We start from the raw sequence: 20,231 nt of genomic DNA, 5'->3' as shown, positions 1-20,231 counted from the left end.
GCTGATGCCCAAATGGATGAATAAGAAATTTTTAATTATTGCTTTATTGATTTTACTGCTTATCCTCTTTCTAACCTTTGTACTCCCGCTGGCTATACCTATTCTTTTAGCTTTACTGACTGCTTTTTTACTTGAACCTCTAGTTAAATGGAGTAAAGATAAGTTTAAATGGAATCGAAAAACAGCTGTTATTACCGTTTTCATTTTATTCTTATTAATCATTACTGCCACTTTGTATTTCACGATTACACAATTGGTCGGTCAAATCATACAATTGACTAAAATCGCACCTGATTACTTCAATACCCTGTCATTGTCATGGATGAATGTACAAAGCAAATTATTCAGTTTTACTCAGGGTATGCCTATCGAAGTGGTCTCTTCAATCAAGAATGAATTAGATGAATTTTTAAACCTCATGCAGGAAGCCATACTGGGGATTGTAAGCTACGATAGCATCAGTAAGTTGCTCACAGGGATACCTAATTTCTTAGTCAGTTTTATCGTATACATAATCACGTTATTCCTGTTTATGTTAGACTTGACGGATTTAAAGAAAATGGTCTTTCGCCATCTAACACCTGCAACTGCTGAAAAAGTTCGTTTTATGACTTCACGATTAAACTCGGTGATCTTTGGGTTTATGAAAGCACAACTACTCGCGAGTCTATTTATTCTTGTAGGTAGTTTTATCGGTCTATTATTTATTGCCCCAGAATATGCCATCATTATGTCTATCGTTATTTGGATTATCGATATTATTCCGATTTTAGGTTCAATTGCCATTGTCGGTCCATGGTCCATATACCAATTTATCATTGGAGACGTCGCTATGGGAACAAAACTAGCGATCCTTGCATTGGTATTACTTGTCATCCGTCGTGCAGTAGAACCTAAGTTAATGGGCTCACAAATTGGACTTTCCCCACTAGCTACATTAATTGCGATGTTTATCGGTTTACAAATATTTGGATTCCTTGGATTGATCATTGGTCCATTTGTCGTTATCATTTTTACTACCGCGAAAGAAGCTGGGATTATTAAAACGAATTTTAAACTATAAAAAATGCCAATCGCCCATATAAAATGGTGATTGGCATTTTTTATATTAAAATCCTAGAATTGCTTTGAATACAGAAGTAGTTTCCCCACCATTGTAAATGATATAAAGCAATAAATAGACCATTACCCCTGTGATAGCAGTGAAGAACCAGATAACACTTGTAATTGGACCTAGTTTGCGGTGTCTCTGTAAATTATCCTTATACCCCGACCAGATGGTAACTAGTCCGAAAACAGCACCTGTGGTCGCAAGAATGATATGGAAGACTAAAAATGTTGTATAGAAAATTTTATATTCTTCGGGTCCACCAAATGCTGTGTTCCCTATAAACAATGTTCTAGATACATAAATAATGAAGAAGGTCAGTGCAGCAATCGCAGCTGCAAACATTGTTTTCTTATGTGCTTCAATTTTTCTTTGTTTGATCAAAGCCCAGCCAATCGCAACAAGAACGGCACTTAATACAATAAAAAACGTACTGATGGTCGGCAATACAAGTGGATTCATTTCATTTTCTCCTAACACTCACCTATTTATGAAAGTTGATTATTTGTTTGCTGCATATGCTTGGCGATCCAATAACGCTTGTTGAGTAATTTCATCAGCATTTTCCTGTTCTGAACGGTACCACTGGAAAAATACAATTGCTAATATAACTCCATAAATGATTTCTTGAATAATCTTCATAATTATTCCACCTAATTGTTGGTCTTCCATTATGGGCATATTCGAAAATAGTTCAGGACCGGACAAAGTTAACCCAGATAATGTGGATGAAGGAACACATAGCTCCATCGCTTTTAACCAAGCGTCTCCATTCGAATAAGTGTCATACATCGGATGACTCGCAAAGATGATCAATGCGCAAGCAGGTGTAATTAAAATGGCGCTACCTATGATGTACCCAATTTTACCCAAACCATGAACTTGGTGTTCACCCTTTAATTTATTCATGATTGGCCACCATAATAGAATGGCTGACAAGAACAAAATGATAGTGAAAATGGTGTGGTATAGTTCATTTTGTTTAATCGTATCAAAAACAAGTGGGATGTGATAGATAGAAAACATTCCACTGAACACAATTAGAGCCAACAAAGGTTTGGTAAGGAATCTGAACGTAGATTGGATATATCGCATTCTGATGATTTTTTGCCAAATCCAGCTCGGAAGTCCTACAATTAACAATGGAGGAACTAACATTAATAATAGAGCCATTTGTGCCATGTGAACTGAGAATAGAATATGACCCATTAAATCTACAGGTGATCCTTTCACTGCATAAAGCAAAAGCATGGCACTGACAAACGCTGTAATTTCCTTTTTGGTAACGGGTTGAGTATCTTCAAACCAATGCTGCTTTTTTGAAGTGATAAAAAAATATAGACCAATGACTAGTAACGTGGATAATATAAAAAACGGACTCCATAACGCTTGAAATCCAAATATACTTAAAGGCATCGTTTATCGCTCCTTTTTTCTTCAGTAACCTCATTATAAATCCCATCATCCATAACTTCAATGAACGAACTATGAACAATATAATCAAATAGCCTGAATTTCAATAGAAAACGATTTACGTATGTAAATTATTAGATTTACGATTTATAAAAGGCACAAATGATTATGTAGTTTATTTGCGCTAGCCGCATGTTTCGCTGAGACACCTAGCCATAAAAAAAACGAGCGGGGAAAGATAAAACTTTCCTCGCTCATTTCGATGTTAAATTACCACCAAACAATTGTTACGAACGTCAAGACTGTAATTAAACCTACAATTACACCACTGTACAAAAACATAGATGCAGTTTCATGTCCCTTGTGGCTCATGTGCATGAAGTAATACAGTTGTAAAATAACTTGAATTACAGCTAATAACAAAATGATTGGTACAACTAAGTTTGGAGAGAAACCAGCATAAACTGCCGTAAATGCGATCAAAGTTAAGAAAATCATAATCGCAAACGTTGTCAATTGTCCACGCATTTCATTTGCAGAACGGCGACGTTTATACTCATACTCGGTTTGAGATTTTACATGAGTGTGTACATCGTGTGCCATCTTAACCCATCACTCCCATCAAGTATACTACCGTGAAGATAAATACCCAAACTACGTCAATAAAGTGCCAGTATAGAGATGCCAAATAGAATTTAGGAGCGTTGTAAAGATTCAAGCCACGCTTCGCATTTCGAACCATAAGAAGGGTAATCCATCCTAGTCCAACCAAGACGTGAGCTCCGTGTATTCCAACTAGCGTAAAGAAAGCTGAACTGAAAGCACTTTGACCGTAAGTAAATCCTTCATGTACATAATGTTTAAACTCATAAATTTCAAAGCCTAGGAATGCAGCACCAAGTAATACAGTTACCATCAACCAAGCTTGCATCGCTTTGAAGTTATAGTTTTTCATATGATACATTGCATAAACACTCGTTAAAGACGAGGTCAAAAGTAACATTGTCATGATAAATACTAACGGTAATTCAAACAAACCTTGTGTCGTGAATTCCATACCACTTGGTCCCTTGTTCTTAAGAGCAAGGTAAGTTGCAAACAAACTTGCAAAAGTTACAGTTTCTCCACCAAGGAAAAGCCAAAATCCTACGAATTTGTTTTTACCTTCTAATGTGGAATTTTCCGGGTGATCCGGCCAAGACTGTGGGGTGTACTTAGTATTTAAGTCCATTAGTGTTTACCCCCTTTTTCATCCACTAAATCTTCTTTATGAACATGATATCCATGGTCATCTTTTAATGAACGGTAGATCATTGAAGCAAATGTAATTCCTAATCCTAAGAGAATGACAGGCAATGCCCAAGATTTTTCGCCATTGTATAAAGCACCAAATGCAGCTACGAATAGACCAAAAGAAATGACAACAGGAACAAATGAATTGTTAGGCATATGGATATCGCCAACAGGCTCTGCGTAAGTCATACCTTCTTTATTTCCTTCTTGTTTTTCAATCCAGAATGTATCTAGACCACGCACTAATGGTGTTTGTTTAAAGTTGTAGAAAGGCACAGGTTGTGGAACAGCCCATTCTAAAGTACGACCATCACCCCACGGATCACGACCAACTTTTTCGTTTTTAATGATTGTCATGATGATGTTAACCACTAGAACAATTACACCTGCTGCCATGAAAATAGCACCAATTGAACTGATCATGTTATAAGTGTCCCATCCTTGATCTGCAACGTATGTGAATACACGACGTGGCATCCCTAGTAAACCTAAGAAATGTTGGATAAAGAACGTTAAATGGAAACCAATGAAGAATAACCAGAACGTAATTTTACCAAGTTTTTCATTTAACATCGTGTTGAACATTAACGGCCAGTAGAAATGTAAGCCAGCTAATAATCCAAGTACTACCCCACCTACAATAACGTAGTGGAAGTGAGCAACAATAAAGTATGAATCGTGTAATTGATAATCAAGAGGTGCAGCTGCTTGCATGATCCCCGTTACACCACCTGCTACGAAAGATGGGATGAACCCAACCGCATAAAGCATAGGAGTAGTAAAGACGATACTTCCGCCCCACATTGTAAGTAACCAGTTAAATATTTTAACACCTGTCGGAACGGCAATTGCCATTGTAGCAACAGCAAAAATTGCGTTAGCAGTTGGTCCCATACCTACTGTAAACATATGATGCGCCCAAACCATGAAGCCTAAGAAACCGATTAATACAGTTGCAAAAACCATAGCTGAGTAACCAAACAATCGCTTACGTGCGAATGTAGGGAAAATTTCTGAGAAGATACCGAAAGCCGGTAAAATCAAGATGTATACTTCAGGATGTCCGAAAATCCAGAATAAATGTTCCCAGATAATTGTATTACCACCCATTGTATGGTCAAAGAAATTACCTCCGAACATACGGTCTACAATCATGAATAAAATCCCTACAGTCAATGGAGGGAAAGCGAATAGAATTAATGCAGATGCCACGAAAGTTGTCCAAGTGAACAATGGCATACGCATATAAGTCATACCCGGTGCACGCATGTTGATAATCGTAACAAGGAAGTTAATCCCTCCGATTAATGTACCGAAACCAGAAATGAATAGACCCAATGCATAAAAGTCAATCCCGTGTCCTGGTGAAGCTAATGATAGTGATGCATATGAAGTCCATCCTGCATCAGGTGCTCCTCCCATGAACCAAGATAAGTTAAGGAATACTCCCCCGAAGAAGAATAACCAGAAACCTAAAGAGTTTAAGAATGGGAAAGCAACATCACGCGCACCAATTTGTAGTGGCATAACTGCATTCATAAAGCCTAATAACAACGGCATGGCAGCCAGGAATATCATGGTCGTACCATGCATTGTGATAATTTGATTAAACATACCTGCACTCACAAAATCATTGTCAGGTTGTGCAAGTTGTATACGAATAAGCATAGCCTCGATACCGCCGACGATAAAGAAGAATCCACCGGTAATGAGGTAAAGGATGGCAATTTTCTTATGATCGACTGTTGTTAAATAGTCCCAAAGAGTGGCACCAAAGCCTTTTTTCTGTGCGATTGAACTCACAACTTTAACCTCCTTCTTGTCATTCTGTAGAAGATTAATCTTCTACAGATAGTCCCATTAAGTATTCTGTCAGAGCTGTGAGCTCTTGATCTGTGAAATCCTTGCCATTATTGATTTCTTTCGGTTGTGGCATTAAGTTTCCAGGTTTGTGTTCTTCTGGATTATTAATCCATGATTTTATTTTTTCCGGTGTATGCTCCATGAATCCAGCTACTCGATTACGATCGCCGAATGTTGCTAAGTTAGGACCTACCCCACCAGTTGAACCTGCACCTGAAACAGCATGACAAGCAATACAGCTAGTGTTGAAGATTTCCTGACCTTGCTGAGCAACGTCACCTTCTGGTGTTTCTTCTTTAGAAGCTTTCATGTCAGCAACCCAAGCATCGAAATCTTCACGATCTAAAGATTTCACTTTGAAGTCCATTAATGCATGTGAAGGACCGCAAAGCTCTGCACATTTACCATAGAACACACCATCTTGAAGACTTTCTGAAGGGTTATCGAATGTTAAATAGAATTTGTTGAGGTTATCAACGTTATTATCCAATTTACCACCAGCTGCTGGAATCCAGAATGAGTGTTTTACATCGGCTGCTTTAAGGTTAAAGTAAACTTTCTCTTGCGTTGGTACAACTAGTTCTTGAGCTGTAACGATTCCTAAATCAGGATACTCAAATTCCCACCAGTATAGATTTGCTTTAACGTTTACCGTTACTGCTGTTTTGTCACCTTTTGCATTAACTTTATCCATACCACTGACATCTGCCAATTTATATGTAGAGACTACAGTAGGAACTGTCAAAATTAATAGTAAAATAATCGGGACAATAGTCCAAATAAGTTCTAACTTGTGACTTCCTTCTACTTGCTTCGGAATTACATTTTCGCCCACTTTAGAACGACGGAACTTGACGATTGCAAGAATATAAACAATCATTACCACAATAATTACAAGTACCATGATTGCTGTTGAAAGCACCATTAAATCCAATTGATCTCTACCGACTTGTCCTGCTGGAGTAAGTGTAGATAAATGTTCTTCACCGCATCCAGACAAAAAGACCATTAGAGCTGTCAGCAGTGAAAAGAGACGCCACTTTTTGATCCCTTTCATCATAGCTTAATCAAACCCCTCTTTCGTAGTTGTATTCATGTGTAAATCGGACTGTGGTTCCATTCTATATGAATTCTATATTCACAGAAAGAATCCCGATAGTTTAGCTAAAAATCGAGAAAATAATCATGGAAACAAAAATGATGGTCATGTAATTTAAAGAATAAATAAACATGCCTTTTGCCCATTTTAAATCATCTTCCGCTTTAAAGCCTTTTAGTGCAAGTACAAGCCATCCAATATTAAGCACAGTTGCAAGCACAAGGAACCATGTTCCAAGTTCCATGAGTAAGAATGGAAGAGGGAAAAGAACTAAAATCCAAAGCAGCATGGAGCGCTTTGTATGTGCAAATCCTTTAATAACCGGCAACATCGGAATGCCTGCTGCACGATATTCTTCCGTTCGTTTCATAGCAAGTGCATAAAAGTGAGGAGGCTGCCACGCGAACATGATGAGGAATAATGAAAGTGCGCCCCATCCAAGTGTAGGTTCAACTGCTGCCCATCCGATTACTGGAGGAATAGCCCCTGAAATACTCCCAACAATTGTATTGCTCACATGTCTTCTTTTTGACCACATGGTATATAGGACAACATAACTGATAATACCAGCAAGTCCCCATACACCAGCTGAAACCGATGCCATAAATAACAAAATCTCACCAACAACCATGAAGGATAGAGCAACGGACAATACGGCAGTCGGTTTAAACCGTCCAGTCACAGTTGGCCTAGATTTTGTTCTTGCCATAATTGGATCTATATCTTGATCGATGAAGTTGTTCATTGCGGCTGAACCAGCAATTATCAACGCTGCACCGATAAGAGTATAAATCATTAAGTCTAGTTCATCTAAAAAGTGACGGTTGGAAAATTGAAAAGCCAACCACAATCCTGTAAACGTTGTCACAAGGTTTGAGTTTACAATTCCAATCTTAATCAATGCAAGAAAGTCTTTAACAAATGATGTTGTTTCAAGATCCGCATCAGTTCTTGCAGTGATCGCGCGACCGTTTGACATGAAACTCCCCCTTTCAAAGTTGTAAGCATATTCCGCTACCCTTACTATATCGAAAAACTTCTCTTAATTCTATAATTAAGTTGAAATTCGATAAAAAGCCACAGCGGTTTCCTGTCAATGTGACACAACATATCTATAGTAAAGCATTTTATAAAAAGTTTTGTGAATGGAAAGAGAATTTTTTATGAACAATTTGTGAAATGGGTATCCTTACTGTTGTTGTTTATCGGTTTAACATTGTTTTTTATCATGTTCTTAGCTATTATCAAACAAGCAGGTATCGCATTTTCGCGATCAGTATAGACAAAGTAGGTGTCATTCATGCAACAAAGTAAATACTTAAAGTGGTTTGCTGTTGCTTCTACTATCGGCATGTTGCTCATCCTTCTTGGTGGAGCGCTTGTGACGAAGACAGAGAGTGGAATGGGTTGCGGCAGACATTGGCCTGGATGCAATGGAGAGCTAATTCCCGACAAAATCACGACAGAAGTTTTAATTGAATTTTCTCACCGTGTCGTTACGGGCTCGGTAGGTTTTCTCATTCTGGTCTTATCCATTTGGTCATGGAAAGCAATGGGGCATATACGTGAAACCAAATTTTTAGCTTTTATGGCGATGTTTTTCTTGATTTTACAAGCCCTTATCGGAGCAGCTCAAGTTTTATGGGGGCAAGGTGACTTTATATTAGCGTTGCATTTTGGTATTTCCTTGTTATCTTTTGCTTCCGTTTTGTTATTAACACTTCTGGTTTTTGAAGTTGATCGTAAATTTGATGCCGACAAGCTTCGGATTGGAAAGAAACTGAAGTGGCATACAATCGGAGTTGCCCTTTACTCATATGTTGTTGTTTACACAGGCGCCCTCGTCCGTCATACAGATTCTGGTTTAATCTGTGCGGAATGGCCAATGTGCCGCAATGGAGATTTCTCTTTACCTATGAACCTCTACGAGTGGGTACAAATGGGTCATCGTGCGGCGGCTGGATTAATTTTCATTTGGATTGCAACAATCGCATGGCATGCATTCAAGCATTATAAAGATCAACGAGTATTGTATTATGGATGGATCATTGCATTTGTTATCGTTTCGCTTCAGGTCATAGCAGGTATGCTCGTGGTACTCACGAAGCTTAACTTATACTTCGCTTTAGTTCATTCATTGCTCATCACTCTACTCTTTGGGTTATTATGTTATATGATTTTGCTCCTTTCTCGAAGCCGGAACAAAAAAACAGTCAGCTAAAAGCAGTTTCCGCGTTCATGCGGAACTGCTTTTTTATGCATAATCGATAATTTCGACGGTTAAAGCCAAAAAAAGCATCAGTTTCGACCATTACAGGTCTAACTGATGCCATAAATCTCAATTTAAACTTTTTCCATTTCAATCAACAAGTCGCCCGTTGTAATAGAAGAGCCGCTAGTTACATGAATTTCTTTCACCAAACCGTCGTAAGGAGCCTGGACAGTAGTTTCCATTTTCATCGCTTCTGTGATAAGCAAATGGTCACGGCGTTTCACTCGACTTCCTTTATCTATCACTACTTTCAATACCGTTCCTGGCATCGTAGCACCAATATGATCTGGATTTGAAACGTCTGCTTTCGGTTTTTGCGTAATATCCGATTCAATCGTCATATCCTGAATAATAACTTCCCTAGGCTGTCCATTCAACTCGAAATAAAGGACGCGATTTCCGTCAGATTGAGGTTGGCTAATCGATACCAGTTTTACAAGTAAAGTTTTGCCTTTCTCTATCTCAACTTCAATTTCTTCGCCTAAGCGCATGCCGTATAAGAATGTTGGCGTATCCAATACAGAAACATCACCAAATTTCTTGACCATGTCCGAAAATTCATCAAACACTTTTGGATACAATGCATATGCCAGTACCTCATGAATTGTGACAGGACGACTTAATTTATGGAATAGCTCTTCTTTAAGCTGCTCGAAATCGACAGGTTCTAATAATTCTCCAGGACGAACTGTAATCGCTTCGCGTCCTTTTAAAATCACTTTTTGCAATTCTTTAGGGAACCCACCGTACGGCTGCCCAATATATCCTTGGAAGAACTCGATAACTGAATCAGGGAAATCGATCGTTTGTCCACGAGTCAGTACTGTTTCTTCCGTTAAATCATTTTGAACCATGAAGAGCGCCATATCTCCGACAACTTTTGATGAAGGCGTAACTTTTACAACATCACCAAACATTAAGTTTACAGTCGAATACATTTCTTTTACTTCTTCAAAGCGTTCACCCAAGCCAACTGCTTTCGCTTGTTGCTGTAAATTGGAGTATTGGCCACCTGGCATTTCATGAACGTATATTTCAGAATGTGGACTCATCATACCAGATTCGAAATCCTGGTAGTATTTGCGAACATCTTCCCAGTAGTGTGAAAGTTGCTCCAATGCTTTAATATCAGTTCGCACTTCACGTTTACTGCCTTTTAACGCATATGCTAGCGTATTTGTGCTTGGTTGGGATGTCAGACCTGCCATCGTTCCTAAAGCCGTGTCAACAATATCCACACCAGCATCTATTGCTCTGCCGTACAAGTAAATTCCGTTGCCGCTTGTATCATGCGTGTGCAAATGAATCGGCAGTGAAACCGTGTCTTTTAATTCTGAAATTAATCGATACGCGGCTTCAGGTTTCAGCAAACCAGCCATATCTTTAATCGCTAAAATATGTGCACCTGCAGCTTCCAATTCTTTTGCCATTTCTTTGTAATAAGTAACTGTATATTTGTCACGGCTGTCGTCTAATATATCACCTGTATAACAAATTGCCGCTTCCGCTATTTTGCCTGATTGTCTCGTTGCATCTATGGCAACTTCCATCCCTTTGATCCAGTTTAAACTATCAAATACACGGAAAACATCAATTCCTGCTTCCGCTGATGTCTGTACAAATTCACGGATTACGTTGTCCGGGTAGTTTTTATAACCCACGGCATTTGCCCCTCGAATCAGCATCTGCAGCAACACATTCGGAATCATTTCTCGCATTTTAATGAGACGATCCCATGGGTTTTCTTTCAGGAATCGGTAGGCAACGTCAAATGTTGCACCGCCCCACATTTCAAAAGAAAATGCATCATGCATGGCTCTCGCAGACTGCTCTGCAATTTCATACATGTCATGTGAACGTACGCGAGTAGCAAGTAAAGATTGATGTGCATCACGGAAAGTAGTGTCCGTCACCAACACGTCTTTTTGTTCATGAATCCACTTAACCAGACCATCAGCACCACGCTCAGTCAGAATTTGTTTTGTTCCGGCTGTCGGAGGAGTAAGCAAATCAATCTGCGGTTTTCTCGGCATGATAAACACTGGTTTTGATGCTTTTTCGATTCCAGGGAAACCATTCACTGTTACGTTCCCAATATAGTTAAGTAGCTTTGTCCCTCGGTCTTTACGGGTTGGAAACAGGAATAATTCCGGTGTGGAATCAATAAAGCTCGTATTGAAATTTCCAGTAATGAAATCTTTATGTTTTACTACGTTTTCTAAGAATGGAATATTCGTTTTAATGCCACGGATACGGAATTCCTGTAAGTTACGATCCATTTTAGCTGCTGCTTCTTTAAACGTTTTCCCCCAAGTTGATACTTTGACAAGTAGTGAGTCATAGTATGGGGAAATAACTGCCCCCTGGAACCCATTACCAGCATCTAGACGAACACCAAATCCTCCACCTGAGCGGTAGACCATTAATTTACCGGTATCCGGCATAAACTGATTTAATGGGTCCTCGGTTGTTACTCGTGATTGAATGGCAAACCCGAATAACGGAATGTCTTGTTGTGCCGGCATGCCGATTTCTTCATCATACAAAAACGAACCATCGGCTATGTGAATTTGTGTGTGGACGATATCGATTCCAGTAATCATCTCGGTAATCGTATGTTCCACTTGAATTCTCGGATTCACTTCGATGAAGTAAAACTCATCTCCTGCTACTAAAAATTCAACTGTTCCGGCATTTATGTACTGTACATTATTCATTAATTGAACTGCTGCATCACAAATGCGATCACGCAATTCTTTTGATATGGAATTGGATGGGGCGATTTCAACGACTTTTTGATGTCTACGCTGAATCGAGCAATCACGTTCATACAAATGAACCAAATTACCATGCTTATCCCCTAAAATTTGAACTTCAATGTGTTTCGGTTTGTCCACAAATTTCTCTACATATACTTCATCTGATCCAAAAGCGGCTTTCGCTTCTGATTTCGCCCGTTCATAAGCGGATTCCAAGTCTGCCGCAGTAGGAACCACGCGCATCCCACGACCGCCACCACCTAGCGATGCTTTAATCATTAAAGGATATCCATTGGCTTCCCCAAATTCTTTTACTTCCTGAACGGATTGCACAGGGCCATCACTACCTGGTATTACAGGTATGCCTGCGAGAACAGCTTGTTCTCGTGCTTTAACTTTGTCTCCAAACATGTCCAAATGGGTTGAAGTAGGACCGATAAAAATGATTCCTTCCTCTTCACAACGTCTTGCAAAATCCACGTTCTCAGACAAAAATCCATAGCCAGGATGAATTGCGTCTGCTCCACTAGTTTTTGCAATCTGCAAAATGCCTTCGATGTCTAAATAGGCATCAATCGGCTTTTTTCCATCTCCTACTAAATACGATTCGTCTGCTTTGTATCGATGAAATGAACCATTATCTTCTCTCGAATAAATCGATACGGTACGCAAGTTTAATTCGGTACAAGCACGGAAAATGCGAATAGCAATTTCTCCGCGGTTAGCTACTAATATCTTCTGAATCGTTTTCATAAGACGACACCCCTTAGCTTCGCGTTTTTTCGTATTTGACAAACATGGACACATTTAGCAGTATGCCCATAGCTAAAGATAACAAAATCACAGAAGTTCCGCCATAACTTATAAATGGTAGTGGTACTCCAGTTAGAGGAATCAGACCAAGCAATCCACCTAGATTGATAAATGTCTGGAAACCTATGAAACTTCCAAAACCCGCTGCAATCATACGGGCATGTGGGTCTTCTGCCGATAAAGCAATGACCATTGCTCGTAATACGATATATCCTAGACCACCGATAACAATCAATACCCCGAATATTCCCAGTTCCTCAGCGATGATCGCCATGATAAAGTCTGTTTGTGGTTCCGGTAAATAACCTAGTTTCTGTACGGACTGTCCAAGCCCAAGACCTTTTAGACCCCCTGCACCGATCGCCAAATAACCATTTACCACTTGGTATCCATAGCCTTGTTCATATTCAAATGGATTTAGAAAAGCCTCAATTCGACCTAATCGTCTTTCCGTAATAAATTTATCTCTTACTAAATACAAAAGTGGTGTTATTAAAGCAAGTGCGCCAATGATAATACCACTTATTTTTACAAAGGTCTGGATACGGATACCACTAGCAGCCATTACAGAAATGGCCGTAAAAAAGATAATCATGGCTGAACCCATATCTACTTCACTCAACACCAAGGCAACGGCCAATACAAGCACTGTTACAGGAGGTGCAATTGACTGGTTAAAACTATCAATGGGACCTTTTCTCGCTTTATTGGCAAATACACCGGCAAAATAGAGCACCATAATTATTTTTGCGAGCTCTGAAGGCTGGATATTCCCAAATCCAAGATTAATCCAACTCTTCGCACCACCCGCAGCATAGCCAATAAAATGAACGGCTACCAGCAATATAAACATAACAACCAACATCGCAATCATCATTGGTTTTTTTCGATAATGCTTATAAGGAAATAGAGCACCAACCAAAAATACTGGAACCGCTAATATCAAATTCAAGATTTGTTTTTTGTAAAAGTGATCCGGCTCGAAATCGTATCGATTGACGGACCATACCATGCTGGCACTGTAAATCATCACCAAGCCAAACAGGCATAAAAACATATATGTAATAAATAAGGAGTAATCAAAGTTTTTTGCATAGCGCTTGATGTATGGGATCATTTTTGAAACCTCTTTTTCTTTTTTTCTAGCAAAAAAACTCAAACACATGTTGAGTTTGAGTTTTTTACTTATTTCTCTGTATAAGCATCGTGCAACACAGATAATTCTTTTTCAAGTGTAGAAAGAATTAACTTTCCTTCTTCACGCTCAATAAGCCCTAATTTTACTGCGAAATCGATTTCTTTAGATAGACCGTACATTTGGGTATCTAAGACTTCTTCGTAAAGTGGGCATTGCGGCATCGTCAAATGGTCCATTTGAACCTTGATAAGTTTTGCTATTTTTTCCGCATCAGCTTTTAATAATTCCATAGCTTTCTGCTGGTACGATTGTTGAGATTTAGTATCCATGAGGACGCCCCCATTACCTTATATTGTCTTAGTAAAGTGTATCTTTCTAGTGACAAAAATGCAAGTATCGCTTCCACTGTGAATCTTTCTGAACTTAATTCTTTTTTACCTATAAGCAAAGGGTTATACTAGTAGAAGAAATGCAACTTGCAAGGAGGCACCAACAAAATGGAAACGATTATTCCTATTAAAGGCAATGTTAAATTTAAAATTACTTTAGATCCTGGTGTTTGGATTTTTGATGATCGACGAATTGATTTAAAAACATTTTTCACTGAACAACAACTAGAAAAGAATGAACTGGATGAATATACTAAAAATATGTCTGCCCATTGGTCGCGTGAAATCATGGAGGGTGCAACATATCCACCTACATTAAAAACAGAGAAAAAATACGAGAAGACAAAAATTCTGACTGGGACTTTTGGTATTTATTTAAAACATTTTTTAAAAAATGCGGAAGTCAATGATGACGCAAAATCTGTCATTATCGAAACTGCGAATGGCGAAGAACATTCTTTTACATTGGAACAAGCAGATTTGTTAATTTTTAAATATAGCCAGGACGGGAAACCTTTACTTGAAGATGGCCCAGTTTATGTCCTTCTTGCAGATGGATCGAACTTGGAAAATCCCATCAAACATGTACAAGCAGTCCGAGTAGATTAGGAGGTCGTTTTGATGCGTGTAAAATGTGTCATTTGTGATAACATCAACCAATTACCTGATGATTCACCACAAGCAAAAAAATTGCGTAATCGACCAATTCATACGTATATGTGTGATCCGTGCCATGAACGTATAGAAGAAAAGACGCAAGCACGATTGGCAACCGGTGACTTTATTTTTTACAAAAGTTCACGCAGAATAGAAGAAGATTTCTAATGTTTACCCGTTCACATATCGTCAATTCACTTTACATTGGCATATTTAGCGGGATTTTATTAGGTCTCTTAATGAAATTTATTCAATCTGTAACGAATGTACATGTCTATACTTTATTGCTTAATGTTGACTTCATCCCTATTTTCGGTAGTGTACAATGGCCCGAAACGATTGAATTCTTATTTCATATACTCATCTCTATAGTGATCGCATTCGCCTTTGTTACCTTTGCGAAAAGATTGCATATCGAAGACAGTCTTCCAAAATTGTGGTTACTTAGTTTTTTACTTTGCTTACCAACGTTCGGTTTGTATTTTATTCTTAGTGCACTCGCCATTAAAGAAGTTCCAGTATGGAATGATTGGCAGGCATTTGGCTATTGGTCACTTGCACACTTGTTTTATGTTTGGTTACTTCCCATGTTATATAGAAAAAAGAGAAGCACTAGCTTGCGCTAGCGCTTCTCTTTTTTTCATTATGCAAACGAATTTTATACAAAATCAATATCATTGCGGCAATAATTAATCCTTCTACTATTGGTAGGAAGAAAGCTAAAAAAGTAAGCATGATACATCCAATCAACAAAAATAAGTAGATTACGATGTTTTGTCCCATTCTTAATTTTTTAGCAAATCCTAATTTGTACACTACCGCCGATAGTAAGAAGATGACAAGATACAATGCGTATCCTGCCACATCATAGTTCGGAAGGATTTCATAAAGCCAACGTGCAACTGGGTACATCTTGTCATAGACAAATTGCTGTTCAGCCAAGATTTCTCAACCTTTCTATCGCGATTAACTATTTTCTGCAGTTTTCGCCTTTTTCGTTACACGTTCACGTTCGTTTTTATCAAGAACTTTTTTACGTAAACGAATCGATTGAGGTGTAATTTCACAGTACTCATCATCATTTAGGTATTCAAGTGATTCTTCCAACGTCATGATACGTGGTTTTTTACGTGTAGTTGTCGCTTCTTTGTTAGCAGAACGGATGTTATTGGCAGCTTTCATCTTCGTAATGTTAACTGTTAAGTCATTATCACGAGTATGCTCTCCAACGATCATTCCTTCATAAATATCAGTACCTGGTTCAACGAAAATTGTACCGCGGTCTTCAATACCTAGAATTCCGTATTCAGAAGCTTGTCCTGTTGCCATCGCCACTAGAACACCTTTACTACGTCCGCCTACGCGACCTTTTTGCATTGGTTGGTAGCTGTCGAAAGTATGGTTGATGATTCCGTATCCACGAGTTAACGTCATGAATTCAGTTGTGTATCCAATCAAACCACGAGCAGGAACCATAAAGATTAAACGTACTTGACCTGAACCATTGTTGACCATATCAAGCATTTCACCTTTACGCTCACCCATTGATTCAATGATTGAACCTACATGTTCTTCAGGAATATCAATTTGTACACGCTCAACCGGCTCACAACGAACCCCATCAACTTCACGAACAATTACTTCTGGTTTTGAAACTTGTAATTCAAAACCTTCACGACGCATGTTTTCAATCAAGATAGATAAATGTAATTCCCCACGACCGGATACAACCCATGCATCAGGAGAATCAGTTGGATCTACACGAAGTGATACGTCTGTTTCAAGTTGAGATTGAAGACGCTCATCAATTTTACGAGATGTTACCCACTTACCTTCACGTCCAGCAAATGGACTGTTGTTCACTAGGAACGTCATTTGAAGAGTCGGCTCATCAATGCGCAAGATTGGTAATGCTTCAGGATGCTCAGTTGGACAAACTGTTTCTCCAACGTTGATATCTTCCATCCCTGATACGGCAATTAAATCACCTGCAGAAGCTTTTTGGATTTCAACACGTTTAAGACCCATGAAACCAAACATTTTTGTTACACGGAAGTTTTTCACTTTCCCGTCTAGTTTCATAAGAGATACTTGTTGTCCTACTTCCATCGTTCCACGGAATACGCGACCGATACCAATACGGCCAACATAATCATTGTAGTCAAGAAGAGATACCTGGAATTGAAGAGGCTCTTCTTTGTTGTCTACTGGAGCCGGGATATGTTCAATAATTGCATCATAAAGTACTTGCATGTTTTCATCTTGCTCTGCAGCAACTGGTGAAAGACTTGCAGTACCGTTCATACCTGATGCGAAGATAACAGGGAATTCCAATTGATCATCATTTGCTTCCAATTCAATGAAAAGTTCAAGAACTTCATCTACTACTTCTTCTGGGCGAGCAAAGTCACGGTCAATTTTGTTTACAACTACGATTGGTTGTAAGTTTTGTTCCAAAGCTTTTTTCAATACGAAACGAGTTTGTGGCATACAACCTTCGTAAGCATCCACAACAAGTAGAACACCGTCTACCATTTTCATAATACGTTCAACTTCTCCACCAAAGTCAGCGTGTCCAGGTGTATCAAGAATGTTGATTTTCACATCTTTATATTGAATCGCTGTGTTTTTAGCAAGAATCGTAATACCACGCTCGCGCTCGATATCACCTGAATCCATCGCACGCTCGTCCACATGTTCATTTGAACGGAAAGTACCGGATTGTTTTAATAATTGGTCAACTAAAGTTGTTTTACCATGGTCAACGTGGGCAATAATTGCAATGTTTCTTAGGTCTTGACGTAAATTAGTCATTGTTTCACTCCATATTCTTTTTTCGAGTCCTTAACTGTGTTATTATAGCACATGTTGTTACTATTTGTCTGATTTAGAATTGTAAGAATATTATCGCTTTTGTGGAGGGTACTTTGTGAAAAATATTAAATGGGTATTTGTACTATATTCCCTTTTAGCTCTATTATCGATGTTTGCGATTGGAATATCTGTTGGATTACGTAGTGTGATTGGCATCTTTGCAAGTATTACACTACTTATTATTGTCATGGGTTTCGGATTTAAAACGAAAAAGAAAATGCGTGATGAAGGAACATTATAAGCAAGTTATGATGTGAAAAATAAAAAAGGAAGGAATGGACGCACTCCATTCCTTCCTTTTTATTTCATGGTAATATAATTCGCCAATAAAGAATCGTGCAAACTCTTACGTGCCACAATAAAGGTGTCTTGCCCTAAAAACTTTAAAGGTTGTCCATTCAAATTGGTCGCTACGGCTCCCACTTCTTCGGCAATGACAACACCTCCAGCAACATCCCACGGCGATAAACGCATGGACATATAAGCATCAATTCGCCCTGTCGAAACATAAGCAAGCTCAAGTGCTGCAGAACCATATGAACGGATTCCACGAACATCTTTGACCAATCGAATAAGCCCTTCATTTTCAATATGTCGATTCGGAACCACCCAACTCGCATTCATTCCAATAATTGCTTTGGAAATCGTTGTCGACTCCAACATTGGAATTGGCTCATCATTTAAATAAGCACCATGACCTTTCTGAGCACTGTATAACTCGTCATTCATAACGTCATATATGTAACCAAAAACTCCAACACCATCTTTAAATATGCCTAATGAAATGGCGAAATTTCGTTGTTGGTGAATAAAGTTCATTGTTCCGTCTATAGGATCTAACATCCACACATAACCATTCAATGACTCGAGAACATCACCGAATCCTTCTTCACCTAAAATTGCATGTCCAACGTAATCTTTTCGGATATGCTCAATGAAAAATTGTTCAATTTCTTTATCCATATTAGTTACCAAATCATTGGCATCTGCTTTTGATTCGATAACTAAATCATAAGTTAACGAGTGGCGAATCTTTCTGCCTGCTTCTTTGATTAATGCTTTTGCATAGCGATCGAGTTGTTGAAGTTCCAATGAAATTGCCGCCTTTCTAAATCTTTCTCTTCTCATATTATAAACAAAAAAACACCTGATGTCAGAAATAGACGATCAGGTGCGTTTAAGTATAAGGGCTGGATTTCTTTTTAGTGTAAAGCATGGAGAGCCTTCAATTGCTTATGAATTTCGCCAAGCCTTACTTTGCTCTTGTCGATTTCTGCTTGATTTTTCTCTTGCATCGCATCGTACAAAGAGGCAAGTTCATAGTCAAGGTCTAATTTCAATCCGAAAACCATCTTTTTCTCAACGTCTTCTTTACGAATGATTTGGACAACTTGTTTCATGTCTTACACCCCTTTTCTTTTATCTAAATATTCAGAATGTTTTATATACAATATGGCGTTAAGTTGTTTTTGTCAACTCCATAAAGCTTACTTACAAGATTTTTTCCCACTTTTTGATTAAAATAAACATAGGAAGTACGAAAGGTGGAAAAAAAGTTGAAATATCAATGGGAAAAGGATGATTTTGAGGTTTTTCAAATAGAAGGTTTAGAACATCGTATGCAAGCTTTGATAGAAAAAGTCCGACCAAAGTTCGAAGCTTTCGGTCATACATATGCAGCTTATTTTTCAAGTAACACAGGCGGTGAATTCTTTCCGCATGTCGCGAAGCATGCCAGACGTTCCGTAAATCCACCAAAAGATTCCTGGGTGGCATTCGCTCCATACAAACGAGGATACAAAGCGATTCCCCATTTTCAAATCGGTTTATGGGGTACGCATGTGTTCATTATTTTGGCTGTCATTTATGAAGTACCAGATAAAGTACAAATTGCAGAAAGATTATTGAAAAAGAAAAGTTTGTTTAAGAAACTCCCTCAAGACTTTATTGTTTCAGGCGATCACATGTCCCCTAAAGCAATTCCACTTAAAACGGCACACAAAGAACAATTGCCTTCTTTATTGACGCGTTTAAAAGAAGTGAAGAAAGCCGAGTTTTTAGTTGGACGCCATCTTTCAAGAGAAAAGGCAATTGAAATGTCAGAGGAAGAATTCGCCTCATTTGCTGAAGAAACATTTGAAGCGTTATTACCTGTCTATTATGTGATGGTTAATAAATAACATAACAAGGATTCGTTAAAGACGAAAAACGCTCAGAGAAATTTTCACTCTGAGCGTTTGTTTTGTTTTGTCACTTGATTGACGAAACTTGCAAAAAGATGTTTTTACAACGTGAACGGCGATTTTTCCTACGTGAAGGTCAATTTTTCCTACGTCAACTCCAATTTTTCCTACGTCAACCTCGATTTTTACAACCAAGAGTCGGGTTTCGCCTTTCAGCCTCAGAAAAACCGTTCATTATAGACGAAAAACAAAGAAACTTCTCACAATCGGATAAGAAAAGAAGGAACCTGCCAAAATTTCATCTTTGGCAGGTTGTTTCCCGAGCAAAAGCGTATATTCTTTCGTAGACCAATAGCATTTAACTTTTGAT

Annotated in this window: 21 protein-coding genes; 7 read left to right on the top strand and 14 right to left on the bottom strand. The window is 38.5% G+C overall.

Translation table 11 applies throughout. From position 1 onward, the window contains the following. The first annotated feature begins 4 nt into the window (after positions 1-4). A complete protein-coding gene (ytvI, locus tag ACQKEV_RS06065) occupies positions 5-1,063 on the top strand; it encodes a sporulation integral membrane protein YtvI (RefSeq protein ID WP_427444346.1) in 1,059 nt (352 codons plus the stop codon). A 45-nt stretch (positions 1,064-1,108) separates the two neighbouring features. Here the strand turns inward: ytvI and ACQKEV_RS06060 are convergent, their stop codons facing one another. From ACQKEV_RS06060 to cyoE, 7 genes are all read right to left on the bottom strand, one after another. Beyond that, positions 1,109-1,570: a DUF420 domain-containing protein gene (locus ACQKEV_RS06060; protein WP_427444345.1), complete on the bottom strand. Its 462-nt coding sequence runs from the start codon at positions 1,568-1,570 to the stop codon at positions 1,109-1,111. A gap of 39 nt (positions 1,571-1,609) precedes the next feature. Next, complete coding sequence (gene ctaG, locus ACQKEV_RS06055) at positions 1,610-2,524, bottom strand: cytochrome c oxidase assembly factor CtaG (RefSeq protein WP_427444342.1); 915 nt, start codon at positions 2,522-2,524, stop codon at positions 1,610-1,612. A 267-nt stretch (positions 2,525-2,791) separates the two neighbouring features. Next, entirely contained in the window at positions 2,792-3,124 is a 333-nt protein-coding gene (ctaF, locus tag ACQKEV_RS06050) for a cytochrome c oxidase subunit IVB (RefSeq protein WP_269925531.1), read from the bottom strand. Position 3,125: 1 nt separating this feature from the next. Beyond that, positions 3,126-3,752 carry a cytochrome (ubi)quinol oxidase subunit III gene (locus tag ACQKEV_RS06045; protein ID WP_427444339.1) on the bottom strand — a complete coding sequence of 209 codons (627 nt, stop codon included), beginning with the start codon at positions 3,750-3,752 and terminating at the stop codon, positions 3,126-3,128. Then, positions 3,752-5,617 (bottom strand): cytochrome c oxidase subunit I, encoded by a 1,866-nt coding sequence (gene ctaD / locus ACQKEV_RS06040; protein ID WP_427444336.1) that lies wholly within the window; start codon positions 5,615-5,617, stop codon positions 3,752-3,754. Before ctaD ends, ACQKEV_RS06045 begins: the two co-directional genes overlap by 1 nt. A gap of 34 nt (positions 5,618-5,651) precedes the next feature. Beyond that, complete coding sequence (gene coxB, locus ACQKEV_RS06035; protein WP_427444333.1) at positions 5,652-6,737, bottom strand: cytochrome c oxidase subunit II; 1,086 nt, start codon at positions 6,735-6,737, stop codon at positions 5,652-5,654. 100 nt (positions 6,738-6,837) lie between these two features. Continuing rightward, the gene (gene cyoE, locus ACQKEV_RS06030) at positions 6,838-7,755 is read right to left on the bottom strand and encodes a heme o synthase (RefSeq protein ID WP_427444330.1); all 918 of its coding nucleotides are present in this window, start codon (positions 7,753-7,755) and stop codon (positions 6,838-6,840) included. Between the two features lie 321 nt (positions 7,756-8,076). Here cyoE and ACQKEV_RS06025 point away from each other — a divergent pair, with 321 nt between their 5' ends. Further along, entirely contained in the window at positions 8,077-8,997 is a 921-nt protein-coding gene (locus tag ACQKEV_RS06025) for a COX15/CtaA family protein (RefSeq protein ID WP_427444328.1), read from the top strand. A 122-nt stretch (positions 8,998-9,119) separates the two neighbouring features. Here the strand turns inward: ACQKEV_RS06025 and pyc are convergent, their stop codons facing one another. The 3 genes from pyc to ACQKEV_RS06010 form a co-directional block, all read right to left on the bottom strand. Beyond that, positions 9,120-12,560, bottom strand: a complete 3,441-nt coding sequence (pyc, locus tag ACQKEV_RS06020) for a pyruvate carboxylase (protein ID WP_427444325.1) — start codon at positions 12,558-12,560, stop codon at positions 9,120-9,122. Between the two features lie 13 nt (positions 12,561-12,573). Further along, positions 12,574-13,737, bottom strand: a complete 1,164-nt coding sequence (locus ACQKEV_RS06015) for an FtsW/RodA/SpoVE family cell cycle protein (RefSeq protein WP_427444322.1) — start codon at positions 13,735-13,737, stop codon at positions 12,574-12,576. Positions 13,738-13,805: 68 nt separating this feature from the next. Beyond that, entirely contained in the window at positions 13,806-14,087 is a 282-nt protein-coding gene (locus tag ACQKEV_RS06010; protein ID WP_427444319.1) for a DUF1507 family protein, read from the bottom strand. Between the two features lie 168 nt (positions 14,088-14,255). Here ACQKEV_RS06010 and ACQKEV_RS06005 point away from each other — a divergent pair, with 168 nt between their 5' ends. The 3 genes from ACQKEV_RS06005 to ACQKEV_RS05995 are packed head-to-tail and all read left to right on the top strand — an operon-like array spanning position 14,256 to position 15,430. Next, entirely contained in the window at positions 14,256-14,756 is a 501-nt protein-coding gene (locus ACQKEV_RS06005; protein WP_427444317.1) for a peptidyl-prolyl cis-trans isomerase, read from the top strand. Between the two features lie 12 nt (positions 14,757-14,768). Continuing rightward, positions 14,769-14,972: a YlaI family protein gene (locus ACQKEV_RS06000; RefSeq protein ID WP_427444314.1), complete on the top strand. Its 204-nt coding sequence runs from the start codon at positions 14,769-14,771 to the stop codon at positions 14,970-14,972. After that, positions 14,972-15,430 carry a hypothetical protein gene (locus tag ACQKEV_RS05995; RefSeq protein WP_427444311.1) on the top strand — a complete coding sequence of 153 codons (459 nt, stop codon included), beginning with the start codon at positions 14,972-14,974 and terminating at the stop codon, positions 15,428-15,430. The genes ACQKEV_RS06000 and ACQKEV_RS05995 overlap by 1 nt, the downstream gene beginning before the upstream one ends. On the opposite strand, the gene ACQKEV_RS05990 is transcribed toward ACQKEV_RS05995, so the two are convergent. Beyond that, the gene (locus ACQKEV_RS05990) at positions 15,417-15,746 is read right to left on the bottom strand and encodes a YlaH-like family protein (RefSeq protein ID WP_427444308.1); all 330 of its coding nucleotides are present in this window, start codon (positions 15,744-15,746) and stop codon (positions 15,417-15,419) included. The two genes, ACQKEV_RS05995 and ACQKEV_RS05990, sit on opposite strands and share 14 nt — an antisense overlap. Positions 15,747-15,770: 24 nt before the next feature. Continuing rightward, positions 15,771-17,618 (bottom strand): translational GTPase TypA, encoded by a 1,848-nt coding sequence (gene typA / locus ACQKEV_RS05985; RefSeq protein WP_427444306.1) that lies wholly within the window; start codon positions 17,616-17,618, stop codon positions 15,771-15,773. 115 nt (positions 17,619-17,733) lie between these two features. Between typA and ACQKEV_RS05980 the strand changes: the two genes are divergently transcribed. After that, the gene (locus tag ACQKEV_RS05980; RefSeq protein WP_427444303.1) at positions 17,734-17,919 is read left to right on the top strand and encodes a YlaF family protein; all 186 of its coding nucleotides are present in this window, start codon (positions 17,734-17,736) and stop codon (positions 17,917-17,919) included. Positions 17,920-17,978: 59 nt separating this feature from the next. On the opposite strand, the gene ACQKEV_RS05975 is transcribed toward ACQKEV_RS05980, so the two are convergent. Both ACQKEV_RS05975 and ACQKEV_RS05970 read right to left on the bottom strand, forming a co-directional pair. After that, positions 17,979-18,770, bottom strand: a complete 792-nt coding sequence (locus ACQKEV_RS05975; protein ID WP_427444846.1) for an inositol monophosphatase family protein — start codon at positions 18,768-18,770, stop codon at positions 17,979-17,981. Positions 18,771-18,880: 110 nt separating this feature from the next. Continuing rightward, positions 18,881-19,078, bottom strand: a complete 198-nt coding sequence (locus ACQKEV_RS05970) for a hypothetical protein (protein WP_427444300.1) — start codon at positions 19,076-19,078, stop codon at positions 18,881-18,883. A 156-nt stretch (positions 19,079-19,234) separates the two neighbouring features. On the opposite strand from ACQKEV_RS05970, the gene ACQKEV_RS05965 reads away from it, so the two are divergent. Beyond that, a complete protein-coding gene (locus tag ACQKEV_RS05965) occupies positions 19,235-19,858 on the top strand; it encodes a YktB family protein (protein WP_427444297.1) in 624 nt (207 codons plus the stop codon). Positions 19,859-20,231: the final 373 nt, after the last annotated feature.

Source organism: Paenisporosarcina sp. NPDC076907, assembly GCF_050269735.1.
Classification (GTDB): Bacteria; Bacillota; Bacilli; order Bacillales_A; family Planococcaceae; genus Paenisporosarcina.
The sequence above is the reverse complement of the archived record's forward strand: the minus strand, read 5'-3'. Positions and strand labels throughout refer to the sequence as shown.

Bases quoted from the DNA above. Each gene is read 5' to 3' on its own strand.
- ytvI (WP_427444346.1), top strand. From the start codon at position 5: ATGCCCAAATGGATGAATAAGAAATTTTTAATTATTGCTTTATTGATT.
- ACQKEV_RS06060 (WP_427444345.1), bottom strand. From the start codon at position 1,570: ATGAATCCACTTGTATTGCCGACCATCAGTACGTTTTTTATTGTATTA.
- ctaG (WP_427444342.1), bottom strand. From the start codon at position 2,524: ATGCCTTTAAGTATATTTGGATTTCAAGCGTTATGGAGTCCGTTTTTT.
- ctaF (WP_269925531.1), bottom strand. From the start codon at position 3,124: ATGGCACACGATGTACACACTCATGTAAAATCTCAAACCGAGTATGAG.
- ACQKEV_RS06045 (WP_427444339.1), bottom strand. From the start codon at position 3,752: ATGGACTTAAATACTAAGTACACCCCACAGTCTTGGCCGGATCACCCG.
- coxB (WP_427444333.1), bottom strand. From the start codon at position 6,737: ATGATGAAAGGGATCAAAAAGTGGCGTCTCTTTTCACTGCTGACAGCT.
- cyoE (WP_427444330.1), bottom strand. From the start codon at position 7,755: ATGTCAAACGGTCGCGCGATCACTGCAAGAACTGATGCGGATCTTGAA.
- ACQKEV_RS06025 (WP_427444328.1), top strand. From the start codon at position 8,077: ATGCAACAAAGTAAATACTTAAAGTGGTTTGCTGTTGCTTCTACTATC.
- pyc (WP_427444325.1), bottom strand. From the start codon at position 12,560: ATGAAAACGATTCAGAAGATATTAGTAGCTAACCGCGGAGAAATTGCT.
- ACQKEV_RS06015 (WP_427444322.1), bottom strand. From the start codon at position 13,737: ATGATCCCATACATCAAGCGCTATGCAAAAAACTTTGATTACTCCTTA.
- ACQKEV_RS06010 (WP_427444319.1), bottom strand. From the start codon at position 14,087: ATGGATACTAAATCTCAACAATCGTACCAGCAGAAAGCTATGGAATTA.
- ACQKEV_RS06005 (WP_427444317.1), top strand. From the start codon at position 14,256: ATGGAAACGATTATTCCTATTAAAGGCAATGTTAAATTTAAAATTACT.
- ACQKEV_RS06000 (WP_427444314.1), top strand. From the start codon at position 14,769: ATGCGTGTAAAATGTGTCATTTGTGATAACATCAACCAATTACCTGAT.
- ACQKEV_RS05995 (WP_427444311.1), top strand. From the start codon at position 14,972: ATGTTTACCCGTTCACATATCGTCAATTCACTTTACATTGGCATATTT.
- typA (WP_427444306.1), bottom strand. From the start codon at position 17,618: ATGACTAATTTACGTCAAGACCTAAGAAACATTGCAATTATTGCCCAC.
- ACQKEV_RS05970 (WP_427444300.1), bottom strand. From the start codon at position 19,078: ATGAAACAAGTTGTCCAAATCATTCGTAAAGAAGACGTTGAGAAAAAG.